The organism is Plantactinospora soyae (assembly GCF_014874095.1).
Taxonomy (GTDB): Bacteria; Actinomycetota; Actinomycetes; order Mycobacteriales; family Micromonosporaceae; genus Plantactinospora; species Plantactinospora soyae.
On sequence record NZ_JADBEB010000001.1, the window covers coordinates 26,975 to 51,681 of the forward strand.

Annotated in this window: 15 protein-coding genes; 13 read left to right on the forward strand and 2 right to left on the reverse strand. The window is 72.2% G+C overall.

Features of this window, described 5'->3' with window-relative positions; genetic code table 11:
• Positions 1-42: 42 nt before the first annotated feature.
• Both H4W31_RS00120 and H4W31_RS00125 read right to left on the reverse strand, forming a co-directional pair.
• The gene (locus H4W31_RS00120) at positions 43-1,632 is read right to left on the reverse strand and encodes a hypothetical protein (RefSeq protein ID WP_192764754.1); all 1,590 of its coding nucleotides are present in this window, start codon (positions 1,630-1,632) and stop codon (positions 43-45) included.
• Positions 1,629-2,819, reverse strand: coding sequence for a CHAT domain-containing protein (locus H4W31_RS00125; protein WP_192764755.1), 1,191 nt, complete (start codon positions 2,817-2,819; stop codon positions 1,629-1,631). The genes H4W31_RS00120 and H4W31_RS00125 overlap by 4 nt, the downstream gene beginning before the upstream one ends.
• A 612-nt stretch (positions 2,820-3,431) precedes the next feature.
• Between H4W31_RS00125 and H4W31_RS00130 the strand changes: the two genes are divergently transcribed.
• The 13 genes from H4W31_RS00130 (at position 3,432) to H4W31_RS00190 (ending at position 24,672) form a co-directional block, all read left to right on the forward strand.
• Positions 3,432-4,076, forward strand: a complete 645-nt coding sequence (locus H4W31_RS00130) for a 4Fe-4S single cluster domain-containing protein (protein ID WP_225945326.1) — start codon at positions 3,432-3,434, stop codon at positions 4,074-4,076.
• Positions 4,073-5,497, forward strand: coding sequence for a coiled-coil domain-containing protein (locus H4W31_RS00135; RefSeq protein WP_192764757.1), 1,425 nt, complete (start codon positions 4,073-4,075; stop codon positions 5,495-5,497). The genes H4W31_RS00130 and H4W31_RS00135 overlap by 4 nt, the downstream gene beginning before the upstream one ends.
• Complete coding sequence (locus H4W31_RS44065; protein WP_192764758.1) at positions 5,494-7,215, forward strand: AAA family ATPase; 1,722 nt, start codon at positions 5,494-5,496, stop codon at positions 7,213-7,215. Before H4W31_RS00135 ends, H4W31_RS44065 begins: the two co-directional genes overlap by 4 nt.
• Positions 7,212-9,065: a hypothetical protein gene (locus H4W31_RS00145; protein WP_192764759.1), complete on the forward strand. Its 1,854-nt coding sequence runs from the start codon at positions 7,212-7,214 to the stop codon at positions 9,063-9,065. Before H4W31_RS44065 ends, H4W31_RS00145 begins: the two co-directional genes overlap by 4 nt.
• Positions 9,066-9,078: 13 nt before the next feature.
• Entirely contained in the window at positions 9,079-10,323 is a 1,245-nt protein-coding gene (locus H4W31_RS00150; RefSeq protein WP_192764760.1) for a hypothetical protein, read from the forward strand.
• Positions 10,324-10,412: 89 nt separating this feature from the next.
• A complete protein-coding gene (locus H4W31_RS00155) occupies positions 10,413-12,968 on the forward strand; it encodes a hypothetical protein (protein ID WP_192764761.1) in 2,556 nt (851 codons plus the stop codon).
• Positions 12,965-14,191, forward strand: a complete 1,227-nt coding sequence (locus H4W31_RS00160; RefSeq protein WP_192764762.1) for a hypothetical protein — start codon at positions 12,965-12,967, stop codon at positions 14,189-14,191. The genes H4W31_RS00155 and H4W31_RS00160 overlap by 4 nt, the downstream gene beginning before the upstream one ends.
• Positions 14,188-15,141, forward strand: a complete 954-nt coding sequence (locus tag H4W31_RS00165; protein WP_192764763.1) for a hypothetical protein — start codon at positions 14,188-14,190, stop codon at positions 15,139-15,141. The genes H4W31_RS00160 and H4W31_RS00165 overlap by 4 nt, the downstream gene beginning before the upstream one ends.
• A complete protein-coding gene (locus H4W31_RS00170) occupies positions 15,138-16,667 on the forward strand; it encodes a vWA domain-containing protein (RefSeq protein WP_192764764.1) in 1,530 nt (509 codons plus the stop codon). Before H4W31_RS00165 ends, H4W31_RS00170 begins: the two co-directional genes overlap by 4 nt.
• 1 nt (position 16,668) lies before the next feature.
• A complete protein-coding gene (locus tag H4W31_RS00175; RefSeq protein ID WP_192764765.1) occupies positions 16,669-18,627 on the forward strand; it encodes a caspase family protein in 1,959 nt (652 codons plus the stop codon).
• On the forward strand, positions 18,624-18,845 hold the full coding sequence (locus tag H4W31_RS00180) for a hypothetical protein (RefSeq protein WP_192764766.1): 222 nt from the start codon (positions 18,624-18,626) through the stop codon (positions 18,843-18,845). The genes H4W31_RS00175 and H4W31_RS00180 overlap by 4 nt, the downstream gene beginning before the upstream one ends.
• Positions 18,842-21,676, forward strand: a complete 2,835-nt coding sequence (locus tag H4W31_RS00185) for a CHAT domain-containing protein (protein WP_192764767.1) — start codon at positions 18,842-18,844, stop codon at positions 21,674-21,676. The genes H4W31_RS00180 and H4W31_RS00185 overlap by 4 nt, the downstream gene beginning before the upstream one ends.
• Positions 21,677-21,786: 110 nt before the next feature.
• Positions 21,787-24,672: an AfsR/SARP family transcriptional regulator gene (locus H4W31_RS00190; protein WP_192764768.1), complete on the forward strand. Its 2,886-nt coding sequence runs from the start codon at positions 21,787-21,789 to the stop codon at positions 24,670-24,672.
• Positions 24,673-24,707: the final 35 nt, after the last annotated feature.

Genomic DNA, 24,707 nt, shown 5'->3' on the forward strand with positions numbered 1-24,707 from the left:
GCCGTACGGGCCCTGTCGGGGCGCGGATACTGCGCTCATGGGTCACCCAGGGGGACTCGAACCGCCAAACCCCGGATTTAACGGGCTCTCCGGGTCCGGACGCTCGAACCAGGCCCTGATCTCGGTCAGCCGGTCGGCGAGGGCAGGGGCGACCGCCCTCAACCGGTCGAGGTCGCCGCGGCGATCGAGCTGCTGGGACCACATCACCGACCGGGCGAGTTCGAGCAGTTCGACGGCGCGTACCGGGTCGGCAAACGCCGCCGCGGCGCTGGCGGCCTCGGTGGCCCCGGCGAGACGATCTTCGCGTATGGAGCGGGACAGGCCCGGCCACGCGGCCGCCGGAAGCAGCGCTACCGCACCGCCGTAGCCCAATACCGCGTCTTCCCGGTTGCCGGCCTCGGCGCCGAGCTCACCGAGTTGGATCGCGGCCTGCAGTGCGTGCTGCAAGGTCAGCGTCGGCACGGGCAGTTCGACAGCCGTGCGCAGGTTCGCCCGGGCTGCCGCCCCAGCGTCCGGCCGCCGCAACTGCACCATGGCGAGCCGGGTGAGCGCCAGGCCGCGGAACGGGTGCCGTGGATCGAGCGCGGCGAGAGCGGCCTCGGCGGCCTGTTCGCTGCGACCGAGGGCGGCCATGTCGGACGTACGGTCGTACAGCGTCGCCGTGATCATGCTGAGGTTGTGCAGCACCAGCGGCCGGTTCGTACCGTCCTCCGGAGTCGCCGCGACCGCCCGCTCCGCGGCGGCCACCGCTCGGCGCAGGTCGCCGGTGTCGTCGCGGGCGCGCCCGCGAAGCCACAGCGAGGCGGCGAGGTTACCCAGGAACACCACACGGTCGGGCCGGTCTCCGGTCCGGGAGACTGCCAGCTCGCCAGCGGCGATCGCGGCGTCCAGGTCGGCCACTTCGCCGGTCACGCCGAACCGCAGCCGGTAGATCGTGCCGAGGTTGTCGGCGTAGCGGGCCCGACTGTGGTCGAACAGCTTGCGGGCGCCCACCGCCCGCCGGCCCGCAGTGACCGCCTCGTCGAGATCACGAACGTCGTCAGTGTTCACGAAACGTGAGGCCAGCGCCTCGGCCAGCACGTGCAGCCGTAGCGCGTGACTGTGGTGCCGCGGTCCCGTCAGGCTCACCGCTTCCCGGGCACCCTCGACCGCGGCCAGGACGTCGGCCCGGTCGGCGGTGGACAGGTAGCGCGAGTGCCGGGCAGCCGCGAGGTTCGTCAGCGCCACGGCTCGGGTGGCCGGGTCCTCGGTGGCCCGCAGCGCCTCGGCGGCAACGGCGACCGCCTCGTCGATGTCGGCGAGCCGCCCGTACCGGTGAAATCGCGCCCGCAGCGGCGCCGCGAGGTCCGCGAGATTGCCGGCTCGTTGGCCCTCCTCGACGCCGGGCACCGCGACCGCCTGCCGGCCGCGCCGGATCGCTGCCTCAAGATCCTCGACATCGCCGGTACGCTCGTAGCGCATCCAGAGTCCGTTGCCGAGCACGGCGAGCACCAGCGGGTCCGGCTGACCGCTGCGAACGGCGCGGCCAAGGTAGGTGATGGCGCGGTCGAGGTGGCGGCGCCGGTTGCCCAGCGAGTACAGCAGGGCGTTCAGCACCCCACGACCTTCGAAGAACGTCTCCAGCATGGTCACGGTCCGATGTGTATGAAGGGGGTCCAGGCGCTCGGGCCCGCCTGTCGGCGCAGCTCCCGGATCGCGTGGTGCAGGGCCTGTGCCGCCAGCCTCGGGTCCAGCCCGCCGTTGCGGACCAGGACGGCGTAGACGTCCGCGGCAACCTGGGCGGCCGTCTCGTCCCGGACCGACCAGAGTGTGGCGATGACATGCCGGAAACCGGTGTAGTGCAGGGCCGCGGCCAGCGTGATCGCCTCGTCGGGCAGGCGGACGCCGCCGACCGCCGTCTTGCAGCCGGAAAGGTAGGCGAACTCCCCCGCATACTGCAACGCCCCCAGGTTGGTCACAGTGAGGGGACCGTCATGGACGAGCAGAGCGCCGCTGGACGGGTCGTCGAGGTTCTGGTCGCCGTGGCAGGCGAAGTGCACCCAGGCATGGGCGGGCAACGTCCGCAGCACGCGCTCGCGGGTCGCCCGGTCGCCGATGAGCGAGGTGAGCCGGCCCGGCAGCAGCCCGGCGAGTAGCTCGTGTTCGGTCGCGACGTTCGGCAACGGGGCCTGGCCCGGTGTCTCCGGTAGACCGACGAAGAGCATCCGGTCGGCGTCCGCGGCCGGTGCGGTCCCCATGCCGGCCCGCCTGAGGGCGCGCAGCGTCGGCGTGTACGAGGAAACCACCCGGTCGAGAACGGCAGCTCCGGGCGTACGGTGGTGACCGGCGGCGTGCAGGGGCAGCAGGCTCAGCGCGCCCGTCGGGCACCACCACACGCGCGGCCACGGGGTGCCCTGCGCGGGCGTCGACCGGTAGCCGAGGTGGTCGAGGATCGGTTCGGCGATGCTGTCCCACATCCAGGCGAGGCACCGCTCCAGCTCCGGTTCGAGCGACTCGCCGACCTCGCTGTCGACAGTGGCGTCACGGCGCCCCTGGTGGGCGCCGACCGCGGCGAGGTACCGCTCGACGTGCTCGCCGACCGCGTCCTGGGCGAGCCCGGGCAGGTGGAACCGGTGTGGCCCGGCGGCCCGCACGATAAGGGCGTCGCAGCGCCAACGGCTCACGTTCAGGATGATCACCGGGCCGTCCGCCACGGCCGGAAGCAGCGTCTCCAGTCGGGGCGGACGCAGGAAGTCCGCGAAGCCGGGGAGCGCGCGGGTCCTGGCGACGAGATCGTCCCACTCGTGGGCCAGCGCCATCCGCCGGTCGGATTCACTCATGCCCGATCAGCCCGACGTCCGCCACGAGATCATCGACGCTCCGTGCAGCACATGAGGTACGGACGACAAAGATCACCTCGACAGGTCAGGAAACGTGGCGGCGGAATACGCCGATGCATTGGACGACCGCAATGCCGACACCCTTGCACGCTAGAGCATCGCCGATCCCGTCGAAATATTGCAACGGACATGTTTCGCCCGAGCAATTGGTGGTCCAGGGTGTCCGATCGGCCTATCCCCCATCCTCGCGCAGTTCCAACCGTGCCATCACGCCGTTTGCCCGATGGGCTGACCCGCCCACGCCGAACGGGGGCGACAGGAGCCGGACCGGACCGCTGACCTCTATTACTGGATGACAGATCGGCGTGACGGCCCCCGACCGGGCCCTGGCCGCCGCAGCGCAACCCGCAAGGTACGACTTTCGAACGAGGTCGTTCCGCGGAAACTCTCCATTCTTCGGAACGACCTCGTTCTGCGAATTCTCAGTCCTTCGCGGAACAACACATCCGCGCGGCTCGGACGCCCCGAGAAGGGAATTGCCGCAGCCCGGAAATCGTGCCACACTTTCGACTCGTCGCACCCGCCGAGCAATTCTCCCGGTGGAGGGAAATATTGAACGTCGCCGCGATCACCACATTCACCCGCGCCCTGGGGCCCGGCCGCCGGTCGGTGTTATGGGTGCAGGGCTGCCCGTTCCGGTGTGCCGGCTGCATCGCCGAGGAGTGGATCCCGCAGCACGAGGCTGACCGGATCACCCCGGCCCGGGCCGCCGAGCTGCTCACGACGGATCCGCGGATCGACGGCGTGACCTTCTCGGGTGGCGAACCGATGCTGCAGGCGGCCGCTCTTGCCGAGGTCATCACACTGATCCGCCGCGACCGCGAGCTCAGCCTGATCTGCTTCACCGGCTATCGCCTCGAACAGCTACGCGACCGCCCGCCGAACGACGGTGTGCCGGCCCTGCTCGCCGAGGTCGACGTGCTGATCGACGGCCTCTACGTCGCCGCCCGCAACGACGGCCGAGGGCTGCGCGGCAGCACCAACCAGCGGATCCACCATCTGACCGGTCGCCTGAGCGACAGCGACTACGACTACGAGAACCGCGAACGTGTCAGCGAACTGCAGCAGGTGGACGGTGAACTGCTGCTCGTCGGCGTGCCCGACCCCCTGTTCGCCGCGGCGTTCGGGCCGGAGGCCCCGCCGGTGCGGGTGCCGTCAGTCTCTCCACCGATCCGACGATCCGGGAGTTCACGATGAGCGGGCGCAAGGTTTCCTATGTCAGCGTCGAAGAGTCCGAGGCACGCAAGATGCGCGAGGCCCAGGCCCGGCTCACCGAGCTGCGCGCCGACGTGCCGAAGCTGCTGAACAAGGTGCGCGACGACACCAGACGCGAGGCCGACCGACGGTTCCGGGAAGCCGATGAGCGGCAGCGGCGGTACGCGGCCGCGGTCGACAAGCTCAGCGCCGACATCCGCCAGGTCGAGGTCGCTGCGCGGCGGCGTACCGAGGAGAACGCCCGCAGGCTGCGTCAGGAGTTGAACGCGGAGATCGACGCCGTCCAGCAGCAGCACGCCGTCGACCTGGCGGAGCACGACCGGCGGATGCGGACCGCGGTTCAGCAGAGCGAGCGGCGCCTGCAGTCGGCGATCGTCGCCGAGTCAACCGTCCGGCAGCAGGTCACCGAGCAGCTCGCCAGCGACATCCGGCAGGTGGGCCGGGATGTTGCGGCGCAGCGTGAGCGCGAACTGGCCGCAGCCCGCCAGTGGCTGGCCGACGCCGAGGTGCTGCGCAACTACATCGCCGGCGATCTGGCCCACGAGCGACTGGCGCCCGGACAGTTGCAGCGCCTGGCGCAGGACCTGCGCCTGGCCGTGGCCAACGCGGACAACGGCCTGTCCCAGGCCGCAGTGGCCCAGGCCCAGGCCGCGTACGCAGGGCTCAGCGAGCTGCGGGCCACGGTGGAGCTACGTGAGCAGGAGTGGTCGGCACTGCGCGGTCAGACGTACGAGCGCCTGCTGCTGCTCCGCGAGATGGTCCACGCCGTCGCGCAGCCGGGGACCGGCCCGGACGACGGCGTCGACGTCGACTTCTGGACCCACGGCAGGTACCAGGCGCTCCAGGAGGAGCTGGGACAGGCGGTCGCCCTGGCCGGACAGGACGGCCCCGACGCGCCCGGTCCGGAGGAGCTGCGCAGGCTGCTCGAGGTCGAGGCACCCCGGCTACAGGCCGAGCATGAGCGGTTGGTGGACACCGCCGCCGCGGCCGCGAACAACTCGCAGCTGCGCGCGAACATCGCCGACCGGGTCGTGCAGACGCTGGCGGTGGCCGGCTACGACCGCGACGTCGACGGCGGGTACGAGGGCGAAGACTTCCGGGGCGGCTTCGTGGCCCGGACCCGGCACGAGGACGGCAGCGAGGTGCTGGTCACCATCATGCCGGTCGACGAGCGCGGCACGGCCGAGCTGGCCATCCACTCGATCCACACCCGAATCGGCAGCGAGGAGGAGCGCCGGTCCCGGGCGACCGCGCTGGTGACCCAGTTGCGTGCCGGCGGCCTGCGGGTGTCCGACCCGGCCGAGGCGCAACCGCCGACGCAGCTCGACGAGCTGCGTGACATCACCAGGATCAAGAAGTCCCCGCCCGGAGCGGTCGTGCCGGCGCCCGGGGCACCGCAGTGACGGCGCCGATCCGCCCGGTCCCGCCGGGGTCGACCGAGCGGCTGGCATCGGCCCTGCCGTTCGACACCGGCGACGCCCTGCTGATCCTGTACGGGACCGGCACCACCGACCGGTTCTGCTGCGGCGACTACCAGGAGCGCGGCTTCGAGGAGGCGATCTGGTCGCTGCTGCGCTCGGCCGGCTACCAGCGGATCGTCTTCTGCACGCTCAACGGGTTGTACTTCCGGGACGAGCAGTCGGCGCAGCTGGACCGGGGCGGCACCGTCGCGCCGGACAACGCCGAGCCGGCGACGATGACGAGGTTCGCCGGCCCGCAGGGCCGGAAGGTGGTCGCGCAGACCGGACCGCCACCGACCGGCGGCTCGGCACCGACCATGCAGGACCCGCAGATCATCCAGAAGCTGGACGCCTGCATGACCGGGCGCGAGATGCGTACCGCCGTGGTGCTGCTGCGCACCGAGGACTTCCTGCAGCACAACCAGGCGCCACGACCGTTCATCGACCGGATCGGCGCCTGGATCGCAGCCGGGCCCTCCGCCGGCAACCTGTGCGTGCTGGCGTTCAGCAACAGCGGCCTGCAAGAGGTGCACGAGTCGGTACAGACGAATGGCGGGATGGGCGCCCTGCAGGCGTTCCTGAGCGACCAGCGACGGCGTCGCTCCGGCAGCGGCATCAGCCGCGTCGGTGAGTCGGACGAGGCGGAGTTGCGGCGGCTGGTGCATCGCACCCGCATCCGCGACGGACTGCGCATCGACGACTGGTCCCGGCTCGACAAGTTGATCTCCGCGATGGCGGCGATGAACCAGCCCGCCGGCCCGTGGATCGCCCGGCTGCAGGGCCTGGCCCGCGACGGGATGCCGCTGTCGGCCGAGCTCCTCCGCCAACGCGAATGGATCGAGAGGGCGAACATGGACGGTCGTACGGCGTTGGAGAGACTCAACGAGCTCATCGGCCTGAGCGAGGTCCGGAGGCACCTGTCCCAGCGAGCCGACCGCGTGCGGGCCAGGAAGGTGCGGCGGGCGACGAGTGACAACCCGCCGTCCCCACACCTGATCTTCACCGGCAATCCCGGCACCGGCAAGACCACCGTCGCGCGACTGGTCGGCGAGATCTATGCGGACCTCGGCCTGTTGCGCCGGGGCCACCTCGTCGTCGCCGACGCCCCAAAACTGATCGGGCGGTTCGTCGGGCAGACCGCCCCCCTGGTGAACGACGCCGTCGACGAGGCCCTCGGTGGTGTTCTGTTCATCGACGAGGCGTACCGCCTGACCGAACCGGACCGGGGCGGTTTCGGCCTCGAGGCGATCGACGCCCTGGTCGACCGGATGGAGAACGACCGCGACGCCTTCGTGGTGATCGCTGCGGGCTACCCGGACAAGATGGCCCAGTTCCGCTCCGCCAATCCGGGACTGGCCGGCCGCTTCCCGCTCCGCAACGTGATCCTGTTCGCCGACTACGACCCGGCGGAACTGCTGCAGATCCTGACCGGCATGCTCGCCGCCGCCGACCTGCGCTGGGAGGACGGCTTCACGGCCGATCTCAAGCTGGTGACCGAGGGCATCTACCGGGACCGTGACGAGAACTTCAGCAACGCGCGCGACATGCGCGAACTGGCCGCGGAGATCGAGGACAACTGGGCCGCCAGGGTCACCGACGACGGCGGGATTCCGCTCGAGTCCGCCGACCTGCCCAGTCGGCTGCGGAACTACCTGCGATGACCGCGACCTCACTCTGCCCGGTGTGCCGGCGGGCCGACGCGGGCGGATCGCACTGTGCCCGGTGCGGCTGGCAGATGTCCGGGCCGCTGCTGCTCGGCGGCGGCGACCCGGAGACCCTGGATGCCTCGCGGCGCGATCTCGAGTCGGCCGGCCACCGGTGGGACGCGATCGCGGCGACCCGCGCCGCGCGGGCAACCGGTGATCCCTTCGACGCCTACGCCGACCTGCTGCGCGGCGAGGGCGCCGCCGTCGCGACCGATCTCCCGACGTCCTCCCCCGGCCACCCGGCCGACCTGGCTCCGATGCTGGCCCGACTCGTCAGCGGCGACCTACCCGCCCTGCACTTCGTCGAGTTCACTGCGGAACACGCCGTCCGGGTGACGGCCACCGCCGACCGGGCCGGCGTCCCGGCCATCGGCTCGGGCCCGGTACACCTGCCCTGGAGCTCCGCCGTACTCGGCGCCGCTCCGCGTGTGCGCGCCTTCCGCCTGGCCGGCGGGGTCGGCCGGGAGCCGGTCGACGCGGGCGCGTTCGACGAGGTGACGGCCCGGTCCCTCGCCGGTTTCCTACCCGCCGACGGGGAGACCGTGCTGGTCACCCGGCATCCCGGCTGGGTCCTGCTGGAACGTGCCGCCGAACTGGCGCGCCGTCACCACGCCCCGGTCGCCGAGCTGGTCGACCCGTCGCGCACCGGGACGCTGTCCGAACTGGTCGCGGCGGTGCTGCGGCGGGCGCCGCTCGCCTACGACTACGTACTGCTCGGCATGTCGGTCGACCACGACACGGGCCAAGTGGATCTGGTACCGCTGACATTGTTCCCGGCCGGCACGGTCACCCCGGCCGACCGCCCGCTGTCACGGCAGGTCCCGGTGTACGGACCGCCGATCGCCGCGGAGGCTACGACGGCCACACTGCCACTGTTGGCCCGCCACGGCGCCCATCCGGCAGACTGGCCGATCCTGCGGCTGCCCCGGCTGGAGCTCGCCGGCCGGGCAGCCGAGACGGTGACCGTCACCCTGGTCGGGCCTGGCGCGCTACATTGCGCGGACGGCCGCAACGGCGACCTGCCGGTCGACGACCCGGAAAGTCTCCGTACGGGGCTCCGGCACCGACCGATGACGATCCCGGTCCCACCATCGCTGGACCTGGTCTGCCTGGTGGAACTCTGCGGCGGCAGCCGCGACGAGGTGCAGGACCGGCTCGACATTCTGCTGCGCACGGTGGACCTGCTCACCGAACGGTACGCCCGCCAGGACAGCCTGCGGATCGGCGTGGTCGGCTACTTCGACCACGTCTACACCGAGGCCAAGGGCGATCGGCAGCGCGAGCTGTGCCGGGTCGTCGAGCTCGGCGAGCCCGGCTTCGTCCGCGCCCAGGTCGCCCGCTGGCGCCCGGCACCGCGGCAGCGCGACTATGCCACCGCTGTCGGCGACGCCCTGGCCAGGGCGAACCGGCTGCGCTGGCGGCGCGACGACCCGCGGGTCGAACACGCCGTCCTGATGATCGGCCGCCGACCGCCGGAGGCGCGCCCCGGCTCGGACGACCTGATTCCGACCTGCCCGCGACAGGTCGACTGGCAGGTGGAGATGAACCGGCTGCAGGTGCTGCGGGCGCGCCGGGTAGCCCGCGTCGACCTGCCGGCGGACTGGCCCGGCACCGACCGGGCCGGCAACCACGCCCGCAGCTACGCCGAGCATGCCTGGCAGGTACTGGCCAGGGACGGCCTGCACCACGAGGACGGCCGGCCTGAAGACCTGGCCGACCTGGTCAGCGACCGACCGAGCATCGCAGACAGCAAGGCGTTTCCCTTCCCGTTTCTCGCACCGGCCGAGCGAGGCCGGAGTCGCTGAAAGGTGGCACTCGATGAGCACCGACCACACCGGCGGCTACCCGCCCCAGGAGCCGCCGGCGCAGATGCCGTACCCGCCGTCTCCGCCGTCGCCCGTTGACCAGGAGCGTCCGGCGAGCTACCCGTCGCCGACGTACTCATCCCCGCCGCCCGGACCGCTCCCGCCGCCGCTCTCCCCCAACGGCAACGGCACGACGCCGACCATCCCGCCCCAGTCCGTCGGCGGTGCCGAGCCGATGAGTGCCATCCCGTACGCCGTCGCGCAGCCGCAGTTCCCGGTGAACGAGCCGGAGCCGACACCGATCCCGACGCCCGGTGTCCTGAGCGCGACGCAACTGCCGTCGGTCCGGATCGGATTATGGGGATCGAGCCGGGCCGGAAAGAGCACCTACCTCGCTTCCCTGCCGATCGCCGGCATGCAGACCACCGACCCGAACGGGCGTTGGATCGTCGGCGGCATGACTCCCAACGCGGTGGAGTACCTCGTCCGAGGTGTCGATCGGCTGGCGAACCACCGAAGCTTTCCGGCCATTGGCCAGATCAACGAATCCCTGACCTGGGTGTTCCACGGACCGCCCCCGACCGAGCGGGCAGGGCTCTTCCGCCGCCAGCCGGCTGACGGTGTGCAGTTCGCGTTGCAGTTGCAGGACGTGCCCGGCGAGTTCCTACGCACCGGGCAGTTGTCGGAGGACGTCGTCGAGCATTTCGCCAACTCTCAGGGGCTGATCTATCTGTTCGACCCGATCGGCGACGCAGAGGAGCGGACGAGGAGTTTCGACTTCTTCTTCGAGATGTTGCAGGCCGTACACGCGCGGGTTCGTGAGGCCGGCCGACTGGTCCGTAACCGATTGCCGCACCGGGTGGCCGTCTGTGTCACCAAGTTCGACGAGCCGGAGTTCTTCGACGCGGCAGTGCACGCGGGCTGGGTCAACCAGCAGGACTTCGGCTCCCGCCTGCCGGTGGTGGAGGAGAAGCAGCGTGCCGCCTTTTTCGACTGGGTGTGCCGCGGTTACCGGGGCGGCACGGCGACGATGATCTGCGACGCGATCCAGTCGTTCTTCCACCCCACATACGTGCGGTACTACGCCACCTCGGCGATCGGCTTCCGGCTCAACAGCAACCAGGTCTTCGACTACCACGACTACCGCAACACGGAGCAGGTCAACAACGTCCGACGCATCCGCGCCACACCGCGTCCGCTGAACGTGCTCGAACCGCTGATCGACCTGGAACGCCGCATCAGCGGCCGGAAGCGGTAGGCGCCGTGCGACCCGATGCTCCGCCGAAGCGGCGCAGGCCGTCGGCACAGCCAGCGCTCTGGGCCCTACGCAGCAAACATCCTGGTCAGATGATGAGCTACGAACTGGTGGCCGGCACCGGCGACCTGCGGTTGGCGGAAGAACTCATCCGGGCAGGGGTGGTGGGCAATCCCGAACGGACCGCGGCCGATCAGCCGGACGCCCTGCCCTGGCTGGCCTTCGTACCCGGGAAAACGGCGCAGGTGCTTGCCTGTGTCGAGACCGGGTGGACCGAGGCCGTGGACGGAACGGGCCAGCCGATCGCACCGGTCAAGTTGGTCTATCTGCCCTACTCGGACGCGACGGTGGGGTTGCCGACCTGCCAGTCGCTCTCCACCGCGGTACACGGCCTGCGTTGGTCCGGTGTCGACCAGCCGCCGGCGGACCTCACCGGTGACGGCAGGATTGTGTTGGACCTGGCGCCAGGAGCCGTTGACACGCTGATCGCGGCAGTCGCTCACTGCGGGTTCGAGTGGGCAGCGACGGTGGCCGCCGTGCTGCTCGATGGCGGAACGGTCGCCATCGTGGCGGCCATCGACCAGTTCCCCGGCCCGGACGAGCGGATCGTCGCACTCGACGCCGTGTTCGCCCTGCTGCCGTACTGGTACCGCACCGCCCTCAGCGCCGCGACATGGACCAGTCCGCGAGCCGCGCATGCGATCCGGCTCAGCTTCACCTCTCGTGCCGGAAGCGAGCAAACCGAGGTCGGGTGGCGGGTCCCCGTACCCGAACCGCAGCTACGGACCCAGGACGCGGTGGCCTACCTCGAAGAGTTGTGCATCGCGGCACGCGATCCCGAGATCGGGACGGCGGGGGTCGTCCGGCACCTCGCCGAGCGCCGTCAGCCGCCCGCCGACAGCCCACAGTCCCATGCGCTCAATGATCTGCGCGAGGTCCGGCTGGCGGAGATGGTGCACCACGAGGTCAACCGAGGGTACGGTCACCCCCTGCGGGTCGACAACGTACTCGCCCGCGGCTGGCAACTCCTCGACGGCGTGAAGCGGCGGGACTTCACCTGCTTCCTCCTCGACCGGGCGGGTCGGCCGGACGAGCTTGGCGTGCAGGCGGTCGACGTGTTGCGTCGACGCTGGGTGCCCGACATGCTCGACATCCTGCTGGAGCGCACCCGGACGGCGCTGTCCGCGCGGGATCTCGCCCTGGTGCGCCGACATCTCGACGAGGTACACCGCCTGGCTCCGCCGAGCAGCGGCACGGCGGACCAGTTGTTCCAGCGGCTACTCGCCCGGGACCGGGGGGCCGACCCGGCCGTGCTGCTGGATCTCCTCTTCGACCCGCCCGACGGCATCGACGCCCAGGCGCCAGGCGTTGCGCGGGCATTGCTCCGGTGGCCCGATCTGTACTGTCGCTATCTTGAGCGCCTGCTGCGCTCGGACGCCGCCAGGATCGTCGGTCACCTGACCGGACTGGAGCGGGCCGCATCGGGTGATGTGCCCGGCTGGTTCCGCCCGTTCATCGCGGTCGCCCAGGGCGACATGAACCGGGCGCGCCCCGAGGACCGGGACTCTCTGGTCCAGATCTGGCCGGAGGCCGGCGGAACTCTTCTCGAGATCGCCGAGCTTCGCGGGGTCACCAACCGGATGTTCGGGTTCGTGTGGCCCGCGCTGGTCCGGTCCGTCGGCCTGAGCCTCGCCCGGACCGGATCCGCACCCCCGGTGCCCACGTTCATCCCGCTGAACGGACGAGACACCGCAAAGGCCGACCTGCTGAACCTTCTCATCCTCGGTGCCATGCCGGCGCTGGCGCTCTCCCCGGCGGAGCCGCCGGCCGACTATCTCGACGGCCTGAGGGTCGGTTGGTCGGATGCCGCATTCGCGGACCATCGTGCGTCGCGGGTTCGCCCCCTGGTCGACATCATCGGAGGGGAACCCGGCCCGGCCCGGGTGGCGAAGCTCTGCGCCGTCGGCAACGCCATCGACGACGACCGGGTGACGGCGGCCATCACCGACGCCCTCGCCGACGAGGTGGCCCGGGCGAGACCGCGATGGCTGAACCTGTCCGTCGAGTGGGCGCGCCGGATCGCGAACCTCGGTCGGCTGCGACACTTCTGGCCGCTCTACCAGCTCGCCGGACTGACCCGGATCGACGGCACCGACATCACGGCACTCGCCGGCACCGTCCGGCAGGCGGCAGCTCGGGGAGCCGGCCTGGACGAAATCCTACCGATGCTCGCGACCTGGCTGGCCAGGCAACTGAACGCCGGCACGCCCGAGTCCATCGTCCGGGACATGGTGTCAGAGATCAGCAGACCGGAGCCGCCGATATCGCAGCTCGGCCACCAGATCGGCATCGCGATCCTTCAGGGACGCGCCGGCCCCGAGCTGGCCAACGCTTTCGGGCGAGTGATCGAAACGGATGTACGGAACGCCAACGTATTCAGTCAACTCAGGGCGGCGGCGACGGCTCCGCCGCAGCACCACGCACCGGCTGTGCGGACAACCGATCGCATCAGCCCACCACCGGCCGTCGTGCGGGCACCGAAGGTCGTGCACCCGGCGGCTGCGCCAGGTGCACCCGGGGACAGCCGCATCAACCGGGCCCTGGCCGGTGTCCGGAAACACAACCCGTTCAAGAAGCGGCAGTCGTGAGGGTCGGCGTCGACCTCGGGTCGGCCTTCGTCAAGGTTGCCTTGGTGGGCCGCGACGGCACCCCCGTGCCGGTGGACCATCCCGACCTCGTTCCCGGGCACGGTGTACCCACCTTGGGCGCCGACCTGCCGACCGCACTGCTCAACGCTCTGCGTCCGATCCGGCCGGCCGAGGTCGTGGTCGCCGTGCCACCGGACGGGATCGACCAGCACCGGACGAGCGTCGCCGGCGTGCTGCGCGGCGTCGCCCGCTGGCAGGTGGTTGGCTCACCGGTCGCGGCGGTGGCCTGGTCACGGCGCACCGGTGAGCCGGACCCCGGGCTGCTGCTGACCGTGGACCTCGGCGCGGCAGGGTGCCGAGCCCACGTCTGCCGGATCGAGACCGGCCTGGTTGGCGTCCTGCCGGCGGCCGGGAGTGCGGACGAGCGCGACTTCGGGGCCGCCTTCGACCGGTCGGTACTGACGGCCGCGGACGAGCACGACATCAGCCACCTGCGGCGGGCCCGTCAGGCTGCGACACCGGGCACCGTTCGGGACAACCTCGCCTTCGTGGCGGGGCACCCCAGGTTCGCCGACATGCCGATCTTCGGCTCCGGCCCCTACCGCGTCGCCCCGACCCTGGCCGCCTACGAGCCGCTCGCCGCCCGAGTGCGCGACCTGGTCCACGGCACGCTGGGCCGGGTGTCCGAGCCGGTGCGACTGCTGGTCACCGGTGGGATGGCGAACTTTCCGCCCGCGCTGGACCGGGTAACCGAGCAGGCTACGGCCCACGGTGTTCCGGTCGTCGAGGGGCCGGCGGAGCGGGCGTACACCACGGCGTACGGCGCGGCGCTGATCGCCACGGGGCGGGTGACGGTCGGCGACCGGTTGCCGCATCCGGTCACCGTCCGGTCCCGACGGATCGCCACCGGCCAACTGGTCGCCGCCGACCTGCCGTTCGCCGGGAACGCCACCACCGACGGCCGCGCCTGTTTCGCCGAGGCCGGCGGCACACGCCTGGAGTTCAGCCTCGACGGCCCGCCATCGCGCGGACCGCTGGTGGACATGCGAACGGACGGCACCGCCTGGTCGGCGGCCGAACCGGACGGGCTACCGGCCAATGGCACCTTCCACGTCGGCATACGCCTGTGGGCCGGGCGCCCAGAGCTGGTACTCGCACCGGCTGACGGCGGTGAACCCTCCTATCACCGGCTCACCACCCACTCATGCAGGGAGAACCTATGACCACCATGGAGGTTGCGGACCCGGCCCGGTCGTTCCGGGTACTGCGGGACACGCTGCTGGCCGCCGCCAGGTCGCTGGACGAAGCGGTCGACGAACGACAGGTGACGTTGCCGCTGATCGCCGAGCTGGACGAGGCGCTGCGCAGCACGCCACGGCTGACCACCGCCATTCGGAATCTGCTCGACGCCGCGGATCCCGGCCGCGCCGTCGCGGGGGATCTGCGGCGCTGGTCCGAAGACCTGGTCCGGGTGACCGAGCAGCTTTCCGCCGTACGGGCAGAGCTGGCCGAGGCGTCGGCGACCGAGGCGCAGCTACGCGAAGCCGCCGCCGAAGCCGAACGGGAGCAGGGCCGCATCGACGAGCTGCACCGCGCGGAGCGGATGGCCGGCCGGCTCGACGAACTGAGGGCCGCCCGTACCGCCCTGGAGGCACAGCATGGCGCACCGAGTGACCAGCTGGCGGTCGAGGAGGAAGCGTTCTGGCCGCCGCTCGACCAGGCCATCGAGCTGATCGAGCGGCTCGCCGGTGATCTGCGGGCGGAGACGGTGCGGCGTGGCCGGCGGGCGGCGGAGCTGGCCGGCGAGGTGGCGGCGCAACAGTCCGAGTTGCTCGCCGCGCGCGTGGCGGTCGAGCGCAGCTCCGCGCAGATCGAGTTGATGACCACCGAGATCGCCGCGGCGGTGGAGCGGCAGCGGCAGCTCGGCGCCGAGCTGGCCGAGCTGGTACAGCGGCATCGCCGGCACGCTGAAGCGGACCGGTTGCTCGCCGAGGCGTTCAACGCCGATGGGCCGGCGGACGGCGCGGTGCCCAACATCGCCGAGGCACGGACGCAACTCGCCGCGGTCGAGGAGCGGCTCACGAAGATCGACGAGGTGCTGCGCGAGGCGCTGATCGCGGACGAGGCGCAGGACCGGCTGCGAACGGCGCCGATCTGGCCGGGGGGCCGATGACCATGCTGATGAGGACAGTCGTACGACCGCTCGCCGGTGTGGTGATCACCGGCCTGCTCGCCGGGGCCACCCTGCTGCCGGCCCCGGCCTCCGCCGACCCCTCGGCAACCCGCAAGGAGATCTACACCAGGCTGGGGGTGGATCAGGTCCGTGCCGACTACGTGGTGCTGGTCGACTCCTCCAACTCGATGTACGAACGGGACCGGTACGGCCAGGTGCGTAGAACCCTGCTGCCGTTCCTGAAAGGCCTGTCCAGCACCGACCGGGTCACGCTGTACACGTTCGACAACCAGCCGGCGCTGCGGTACGGCGGACCGGCCGGTGACCCGGCGGCCGTGGTCGCCAGCCTGCCGCCCGGCCCGACCCGGGACGGTCGGACTGACATCGGTGCGGCCATCGACGCCGCGCTCGTACAGCTCGAGCGCGGCGACGCCGCCGAGGTGGCCACGGTCGTACTGGTGACCGACGGTGCCCACGATGCCCCCCTCGGGTCGGCATACTCCGACCTCGGCTCGCAGGCCTGGACCAGGCTGGCGAACCGGGCCAGGGCCATGACCGGCAAGACCGTCAACGCGTACGCGTTACCACTGGACACCGCGGACGGGGCGAAGCTGCTCGGCCAGGTCTTTCCGCGGGCCACGGTGCTCAGCGCCGGCTCGGTGCAGGATCTCGGCGGCTATCTGGACCAGGCGAAGGAGGCGACCCGACTGGGTAAGGCCGCCAATGCCCTGGCCGGCGATGTCGGCAAGGGTATGGCGGTGCGCTGGGAGGTGCCGGACCGGGTCGACCTGACCGACGGCCCGCAGCCGGTACGCGCGGTCCTGCGGTCCACCACCGCCAAGGTACCGCTGACCATCACCGGACTGGCCGCCAGTTCCTCCTACGGCCCACTGATCGCCGAGGCCTCCCCGTCCGTCGTCACCCTGGCACCCGGCGCGACCGCCACGGTCGAGGTCACGCTGCGCTGGCGGCCCGGAGCGGATCTGCTGCCCATCAGTCGTACCCGGCAGGCACAGGCGAACCTGACCCTGACCGGAACGGTGGCCTCGCCCTGGACCGCCGCCCTGGAGCCCACCGTCCCGCTGCGCATCCCGGCCGCGTTGTCGGCCACCACGGCGGCGACGACGGTCACCGCCGACGTGGGCCACCCGTGGGTGCTACCGGCAACGGCCGGCGGGGTCATCCTGACCGTGCTGATCCTGTGGTTGCTGACGTACCGGCGGCGGCATCCGTACATGCCAGGAGTGCTCTCGGTCAGCACCGTCGGCGGTGACCAGGAGCTGGCCCGGTTCCCGCTGGGCCGACGGCGGCCGCTCGACCTGCGGGTGCCGGGCATGCCAGGTATCGGCACGGTCCGTGGGCGGCGCAGCACCACGACCGCGGGCGGGTCGGTGGAGGTCAGCTACAGCCCCGACGGCTCGGACGGCCGCCGCGCGACCACCCTGCTACAGCCCCGCGAGCCGCTGATCCTCAGCGGACTGACCTTCGTCCACCAGATCGACGACACCTTGAGGCAGGTGCCCTGAGATGGCCAAGCTGTACGCCTTACTGGTCGGCATCGACGACTACCGCCGCCCGATGGAGCCGCTCGACGGCTGCCGCAACGATCTGGGACACGTCGAAGAGCTACTGCGCGGCCGCGTCGCCGCGGCCGACCTGCGGCTGCGTACCCTCCTTGACGCGCAGGCCACCAGGGCCGCCGTGGTCGGCGGCTTCCGGAGGCATCTCGGCCAGGCCGGCCCCGACGACACCGCGCTCTTCTGGTTCAGCGGGCACGGCTCGACCGCCCCACTGCCGCCCGACATGCCGTTCGCCGAAGCCAGCGGCGACTGCCAGACCATGGTCTGCTACGACAGTCGGCACGACGACGTCCCCGACCTGTACGACAAGGAACTCGCCGTTCTCGTGCACGAGGTCGTCGACCGCGGCGCCCACCTCGTCACCGTGCAGGACTGTTGCCACTCCGAGAGCGGCATGCGCGGTGCGGCGAGCGGGCTGCGGGCCCGGGTGGCGCCGCCCGTCAACGTGGCGCCGCTGCCCGGCACGCTGCTGCCCGAACTCGGTGCCGGCGGCCTGGTGCCAGGTGCGCAGGACCCACGGCACGTCGCGCTCTCCGCGTGCCAGGCCTTCGAGCTCGCGAACGAGTTGCAGTTCGGGAAACGCGCGTACGGCGCTTTCACCCGTGCGCTGCTGCAGGCGGTCGCGCATCTCGGCGGAGACGCCACGTACCGCGAGGTCATGGCCGTCGCGCGGACCCGGGTCAACGTCCGGTACCGGCAGCAGGTCCCGGTCCTGGAACCGCGCGACCCCGGCGGCATCGCCGACCGCCGGTTCCTCGGCGGCCTGCTGCGGCCCGCAGCCGCGCAGGTGACGATGCTGCGCGTCGACGGAACGTGGACGATCGACATCGGTTCGCTGCACGGTCTCACCGCGCCGGTCGACGGGGAGGAGACCCGTTTCGCGGTACACGGCAGCAGCCCGCTACAGGAGGTACGGGTGACCGCCGTGCAGACCGAGCGGTCCGTCGTCGAGCCGGTCGGCTGGCGGCCGGATGGGCGAAGGCCGTACCAGGTGGTGCTGAGCCGGGTCCCGCTGCCGGTCGTCGGCGTGACGATCGACGGGGAAGCCGACGGCGGCGTCATCGGCCGCCTGACCGATGCGATCGCCGTGGCTGCCCCCGGCGGCGGGCCCTCACCGCACGTGCGCGTCGTCTCCGCCCGCGAACTCGCGGGCGACGGGCCGGGGTTGCGGGTGACGGTCCGCCACGGTGGGCCTCTGCAGATCACCAGTCTGGACGGTGTGCCCCTCGCGACCCCGGTGGCCGCCGACGAGGCCGGGATCCGGCAGACCGTCCAGGATCTCGAGCACGTCGCCCGCTGGCTGCATATCCGCAACCTCGACAACCCCGGCTCCGCGTTGCGGGACGCGGTCAGGCTCGAGGTGCTGCCGGCCGCGCCCGGCGAACGGATCCTCGCCGACGACCAGCGCCCGGACCTCGGGCCCGGCCCGATCACCGCGGCGTACACCCGGACAGCTGACGGCTGGGAGCCCCCGTCGATCTTCATCCGGCTGACCAACACCACCGACCACCGGCTGTACTGCGTGCTGCTCGACCTCACCGACACGCACCGGATCCATGCCGCCCTGTTCCCCGGCGAGCACATCGCCGCGCACTGGACGACCGCGGCCGGCAACGGCCGGCCGATCCGCCTCACGCTGCCCCGGGGCCGCACCCTCGAGCCGGGGGCCCGGGTCAGCGACTGGTTCATGCTGGTGGTCGCCGAGGAACCGTTCAGCGCCGAGCCGTTCCAGTTGCCTCGCCTGCGGGAGAAGGCGGAGCCCGGCAAACGCGGCGTGGCGGCGTTCACCGGGATTCCGGACCGGCTCGGCCTGGCCGCCGCCCGCCGTGACGCGGAGACCGCACCTGCCACCGGCACCGACTGGGCGGTCACCGTCGTCGAGGTCACCACCACGGTGCCGGCATGACCCCGGTGACGCGGAACGATCTCATCGCCGTGCTTCTGCTGGTCGGCCAGCACCGCATCGGCCCGGTCACCGGGCCGGGGACCCGCTGGCCACTCTCGCCGACAGCTACGGGGTGTGCCGATGCCGCGGGCGTCCGCGACGCGGACCCCGATCGCGACGCCGGACCCGACCCGCTGTACGGCTCGGCTCCGTTCATCCACCTCGGAGGATTCGCATGAGCGACAACGGCCCGGACGCGCTCACCGGCATGATCGCCCGTACGTCGGCGGTGATGGCGGCCGAACCGGAGAGTGGGCGGGCCGCCTGGGCGTTCGCCCGCTGCTGGCTGCAGACCCTACGGTTCGAGGACCACGGCCACGATCCCGGAGCGCTGCGGGCGGCGCTGGACGATTTCGACGTGGTCGCGCCCGCGCTGCCGGGCCGGGCCAAGCTCGCCGCGATGCTGGTCAACGCCCAGATCCGGGCAGGAGTGCTACGCGAGGGTCCGTCGATCCGTCGGGCCGCGGCCCTCGCCGAGATCGCCGACGCCGATGACCGCCCGTTGCCGAACTGGCCGGCGACCCGTGCCGTGATCCGCGCGCTCACCCTCCTGCAGCTGTGCCAGGACGGCGACGCCACGGTGTCCGCACACTCGGCACTGGCGGAGCTGTCCACGCTCGACGCGGTGGTGGCCGGGCAGCAGCCCCATGCCGAGATGCTTGACCTGGCCCGGTTCGCCCTGACCAGCCTGCGTGCCCAGCAGAACCTGGACCACGCCGGGATGTCCCAGGCCGCGGCCCAGGCGGAGGCGATCGGTCGTCGGCACGGCCCCGGTTCCCCGCTGCACGGCCGCGCCAGGGTGCTGGAGGCAGCGGCTGCCGCCCAGGCGGCCATCGCCCGGGGCGACATCGCCGCGGTCACCGCCGCGGTCGAACAGATAAGGAGCTACATATCCGATCTTGCCCCCGACCATCCGACGCGCCGGCAGAGCGAACAGCTGCTCGCCTCGGTGGAACCCTTTCTCGCCCTGCTGCGACAGGGCCCGACGAGCGCGGGCGCGGGCGTGGCGAACGCGGACGCCTTCCTGACGCACGGCGGGCCCGTGCCGCCGCCGCTGGATGCGGGCCTGGCGGCGCTGCGACGGCAGGCGGATGAACCTGGCCTGGACGACCTGGAACGCGCCATGCGGCTGTCGACCCTCGGAACGGCCGAGGCGGCGTACGGGCCGGCCGCGCCGCACGTTCTGGACGAGGGGGTACGCCACCTCGCCGAGGCCGTCGCGACCGCGCCCGCCCACGATGCTCGGCTGCCGTTCTACCGCATGTCACACGGCTACGCACTGATCCAGCGCTATGAGCTGGCCCGCCGCCCCGCCGACCTGACCGACGGGATCCGGGTGCTCGAACAGGCTCGGGCGCTCGCCGACTCACCGGCGCACCCGTACTGGGCGGTGGTCAGCCAGATGCTCGGCCACGCTCACCGCCTCGCCGGTGCCAGGCAGCGCGGCCGCGGGATCGCCCTGGAGGGCCTGCGTGGGCACGCCTGGAGTGTCCTGCTGCAGGCGCACACGGCAGCGGCGACCGCCGCGGCCCGCGACGCCGCCGGGGACGCCATCGACGTGGCTCGCTGGTGCCTGCAGGACAACGCGCCCGGGGAGGCGGTCACCGCGCTGGACGCCGGCCGCGGCCTGATCGTGTACGCGGCGACGCAGATCCGCGGCGTCGCCGACCAACTCGACGAACACCATCCCCAGCTGGCCGGGCGATGGCGGCAGGCGACCGCGCAGCACGCTCCGGGCGATGTCGGCATCGACCTGCGCCGCGAGGTGCTGAGCGCGCTGGCCGGCATCTCGGGCGGGCCGGCCGCCTCCCGGCGGCTGCTGGACCCACCCTCGCTGCACGAGCTTCGCGCCGCGCTCGTCGCGCTGGGCGTGGACGCGCTCGTCTATCTGGTACCGGGCGATCAGGGCACCGGCGCGGCGGTGATGGTCCCGGCCCGCGAGGAGCCCGCGTGGCGCCCGCTGCCGCTGCTGACCGGCGAGGCGATGACGGAGTTCGACGTCCGACCGAGCCGCAACCGTGACGCTGACCTCGACGACGGGCTCGCGGTCGCGGGATTGCCGTCGGTTGACGAGGTGTGCACCTGGGCGTGGGATGCCGGCATCGGACCTGTGCTGGAGATGCTGGACCTGCCCGCCGACGGCAGCGGCCGGATCGTCCTCATCCCGATGCGGGAACTGGCCCGGGTGCCCTGGCACGCCGCCCGGCACCGGGTCGGCGGGTGCGATGAGTACGCGATCCAGCGCGCCGGCTTCTCCTATGCGGCGTCGGCGCGGCTGATCTGCGACTCGGCCTGGGCCGGAGACGTCGCGGTGTCGAAGACCGGCCTGATCGTGGGCGACCCGGACACCGCTTCGGCGGCCCGGGCACTGCCTGCGGCCCGGGCCGAGGCGCTGGCCGTACGAGATGCGTTCTATCCCCCGGCCCGCTATGTCGGCCGGCTCGAGACCGGGAGCGAGAGCGCCGCAGGGCCGGGCGACCGCCGCGACGTGCTGAACTGGTTAGCCGACCCGGGCGGCGGAACAATGCTGCACCTGGCCTGCCACGCGGTGGTCGACTCCGGCGTCGGGGCGGACGACAGCGCATACCTGCTGCTTGCCGACGGCGAACGGCTCTCGGCGGAAGACATGGTCCGCGCGCTCACTGGCCGTGCCGGGCGCGACATCGCTCTGGCGACGCTGGCCGCGTGCAGTACGGGCGTCTCCTCCCGCGGCTACGACGAGGCGTTCAGCCTGGCTACGACGTTCCTGGCAAGCGGAGTCCGATCGGTGGTCAGCTCGCAGTGGGCCATCCCGGACGAGGCGACCTCCGTGCTGATGTTCGCGTTCCACCACTTCCTGCAGACCCACTCCGGTGGGCCGGCTCAGGCGTTGCGGGAGGCCCAGTTGTGGATGCTCAGCGAGCGGCGCCCTGAGCTGGACGGGATGCCACCGGAGTTGCAGAAGCGGATGCGCGGCATGACGCTACCGGAGATCGCCGACTGGGCGGGTTTCGTCCACTCCGGGCGCTGACCCCGCGACGTCCGGCAGTCGTGAAATTGGCTGCTCGGCGGCGGTGTGTTACGGCATCCTGCTAGCACGGCGTCACCTCCGGTGAGCCGGGTCAGGGGGTGCGGCCGGCGATGGCGGTGGAGTTGCTGCTCCTCGGGGACGTACGGGCCCGGGTCGACGGCCGACCGGTCGATCTCGGTCACGCGAGGCAGCAGTGCGTGCTGGTGGCGTTGCTGGTCGACGCCAACCGGGTCGTACCGGCCGACCGGCTGCTGGACCGGGTGTGGGGCGACCAGCGCCCGCAACGTGCCCGCAACGCGCTGTCCGGGTACGTGTCCCGGCTGCGTGCGCTGCTCGGACGGAACGGCGATGTGACGATCACCCGCCGCTCCGACGGCTACCTGTTGACGGTGGACCCGGACGCGGTCGACCTGCACCGGTTCCACCGGCTGCTCGCCCGAGCCCGGTCGACGACCCGGGGCGGCGACACCGGCGACGAGGCGTATCCGGGCGGTGCCGAGAACCCGGCGGTGCTGCTGGAGCGGGCCCTGACGTTGTGGCGGGACGAGCCGTTCGGGACGCTCGACACGGCGTGGCTGGCCGGAATCCGTACCGCGCTCGCGGCCGAGCGGTTGGCCGCCGTACTCGATCTGGTGGACCTGGCCCTGGCCGGCGGCCGGCAGGCCGAACTCCTCGGCGAGCTGGCCGCGCGGGCGGCCGAGCATCCGTTCGACGAGCGGATCGCCGGGCAGCTGATGACGGCGCTGTACCGCTGTGGCCGGCAGGCCGACGCGTTGCGGCACTACCAGGACGTCCGGTCCCGGCTGGCCGAGGAACTGGGCATGGACCCGGCGGCGGCGCTGCAACGGCTGTACCACCGGATTCTCACCAACGACCCCGCCCTGGAGGTCACGGCGGCGCCGGGTCCGGAGCGGGTCCCGGCCGAGCCGGCCACAGCGGCCACGGCCACGCCGCCGTCGGCGCCGCGCCAACTGCCGGCGCCGCCGTCCGCGTTCAGCGGCCGGGAGTACGAGCTGACCGAACTGGACGCGCTGCTCGAACCCGCCCCGGAAACCGCCGGTACGGCGGTGGTCTCCGGCTCCGCCGGGGTGGGCAAGAGTGCACTCGCCGTGTACTGGGCACACCGGACGGCGGAGCGTTTCCCCGACGGGCAGCTCTACGTCAACCTGCGCGGCTTCGACCCGGACGGCGTGGTGGTCGACCCGGCCGAGGCGGTACGCGGGTTCCTGGACGCGTTCGGTGTGCCGGCCCAGCGCGTACCGGTCGGGGTCGCCGCGCAGACCGCGCTCTACCGCAGTCTGGTCGCCGGCCGGCGGGTCCTCGTCGTACTCGACAACGCCCGCGACGCCGCCCAGGTCCGTCCCCTGCTGCCCGGCGCACCCGGCTGCGCGACGGTGGTGACCAGTCGGAACCAGCTCGGCGGCCTGGTCGCGATCGACGGTGCCCGGGCCGTGACGCTCGATCTGTTCACCGTCGCCGAGGCCCGCCGCTTCCTGGCCCGACGGCTGGGTGCGGACCGGGTGGTGGACCAGCCGGCCGCCGTCGACGAGCTGGTGACCCGGTGCGCGCGGCTGCCGCTGGCGCTGGCGGTGGTGGCCGCCCGCGCCGCCGCACACCGCGACTTCCGCCTCGCCGATCTGGCCGCCGAGCTGCGCACGGCCGGGGGCAGCCTCGACCCGTTCGACGGCGGCGAGCCGGCCGCGGACGTCCGGGCGGTCTTCTCCTGGTCGTACCGGGCACTCAGCCCGAACGCCGCGCGGCTGTTCCGGCTGGTCGGGCTGCATCCCGGACCCGATCTGGGTACGCCGGCCGTGGCCGCGATGGCGGGCCTGCCCCCGACGGCGGTACGGCGGCCGTTGACCGAACTCGCGCGGGCGCACCTGCTCACCGAGCGGTCGCCGGGGCGCTACGTCCTACACGACCTGCTGCGGGCGTACGCCGCCGAGCAGGCTGCGGTCGAGGAGGCCGCCCCGGATCGGCGGGCGGCGGCGAACCGGCTGCTCGACCACTATCTGCACACCGCGTACGCCGCCGACCGGCTGCTCTATCCGCACCGGGATCCGATCGTGCTGGTCGAGCCCGTTCCCGGTGCCGGGCCGGCGCCGCCCGGCGACCGGGCCGAGGCGATGACGTGGCTGGGCGGGGAGCACCAGGTCCTGCACGCGCTGGTCGACTGGGCGGCCCGGACCGGGTTCGACCGGCACACCTGGGAGCTGGCCTGGAGTCTGACCAGCTTCTTCAACCTGCGCGGGTACTGGCACGACCAGGTCGCCGTGCAACGTACCGCGCTGGACGCGGCGCGCCGGATCGGTGACGAGGCGGCGCAGGCACACGTACACCGGAATCTTGGTCGTGCCCACACCCAGCTCGGCCAGCTCGACCAGGCCCGCGCCCAGCTCGCCCTGGCCTCGGAGCTGTTCGTCGCGGTCGGTGACCGCGCCAACCAGGCGCAGACGCGGGTGAACATCGCCCGGATCCTGGAGCAGCAGGGTCGGGACATGGAGGCGCTGCACCACGACCAACGCTCACTCGACCTGTACCGGGACGCGGGCCACCTCACCGGACAGGCCCGCGCGTTGAACAACATCGCCTGCATGCTGACCCGCCTCGGCGATCACGACCAGGCCCGCGACCTGTGCCGGCAGGCCCTCCGGCTGAACGAGGAGATCGGCAACCGGCACGGGGCGGCCACGAACTGGCAGAGCCTCGGCTACCTGGAGTACGCCGCCGGCGCGTACCGGGACGCGACCACCGCCTGCCGGCGGGCGCTCGACCTCTTCGGCGACGTCGGTGACCGGGCCGGCGAGGCCGAGACGCTGACCTGCCTCGGCGAGGCCCTCCAGGCCCGGGGTGCGGTCCGCGCCGCGCACGAGACCTGGCAGCGCGCGCTCACCCTGCTGGACGAGATGGGCCACCCGGACGCCGACCGGGTCCGCCGGTACCTGTTCGACCAGCGGCAGCCCGCCGTCCAGCACGCGCGCCCCTGGGTTCGCTAGCCGCCTGTTCCGCCGGGCAGCAACGACCGATGGCC

Excerpts from the sequence above, each read along its gene's own strand:
- H4W31_RS00125 (WP_192764755.1), bottom strand. The coding sequence starts at position 2,819 with ATGAGTGAATCCGACCGGCGGATGGCGCTGGCCCACGAGTGGGACGAT.
- H4W31_RS00135 (WP_192764757.1), top strand. The coding sequence starts at position 4,073 with ATGAGCGGGCGCAAGGTTTCCTATGTCAGCGTCGAAGAGTCCGAGGCA.
- H4W31_RS00145 (WP_192764759.1), top strand. The coding sequence starts at position 7,212 with ATGACCGCGACCTCACTCTGCCCGGTGTGCCGGCGGGCCGACGCGGGC.
- H4W31_RS00150 (WP_192764760.1), top strand. The coding sequence starts at position 9,079 with ATGAGCACCGACCACACCGGCGGCTACCCGCCCCAGGAGCCGCCGGCG.
- H4W31_RS00155 (WP_192764761.1), top strand. The coding sequence starts at position 10,413 with ATGATGAGCTACGAACTGGTGGCCGGCACCGGCGACCTGCGGTTGGCG.
- H4W31_RS00165 (WP_192764763.1), top strand. The coding sequence starts at position 14,188 with ATGACCACCATGGAGGTTGCGGACCCGGCCCGGTCGTTCCGGGTACTG.
- H4W31_RS00170 (WP_192764764.1), top strand. The coding sequence starts at position 15,138 with ATGACCATGCTGATGAGGACAGTCGTACGACCGCTCGCCGGTGTGGTG.
- H4W31_RS00175 (WP_192764765.1), top strand. The coding sequence starts at position 16,669 with ATGGCCAAGCTGTACGCCTTACTGGTCGGCATCGACGACTACCGCCGC.
- H4W31_RS00180 (WP_192764766.1), top strand. The coding sequence starts at position 18,624 with ATGACCCCGGTGACGCGGAACGATCTCATCGCCGTGCTTCTGCTGGTC.
- H4W31_RS00185 (WP_192764767.1), top strand. The coding sequence starts at position 18,842 with ATGAGCGACAACGGCCCGGACGCGCTCACCGGCATGATCGCCCGTACG.
- H4W31_RS00190 (WP_192764768.1), top strand. The coding sequence starts at position 21,787 with ATGGCGGTGGAGTTGCTGCTCCTCGGGGACGTACGGGCCCGGGTCGAC.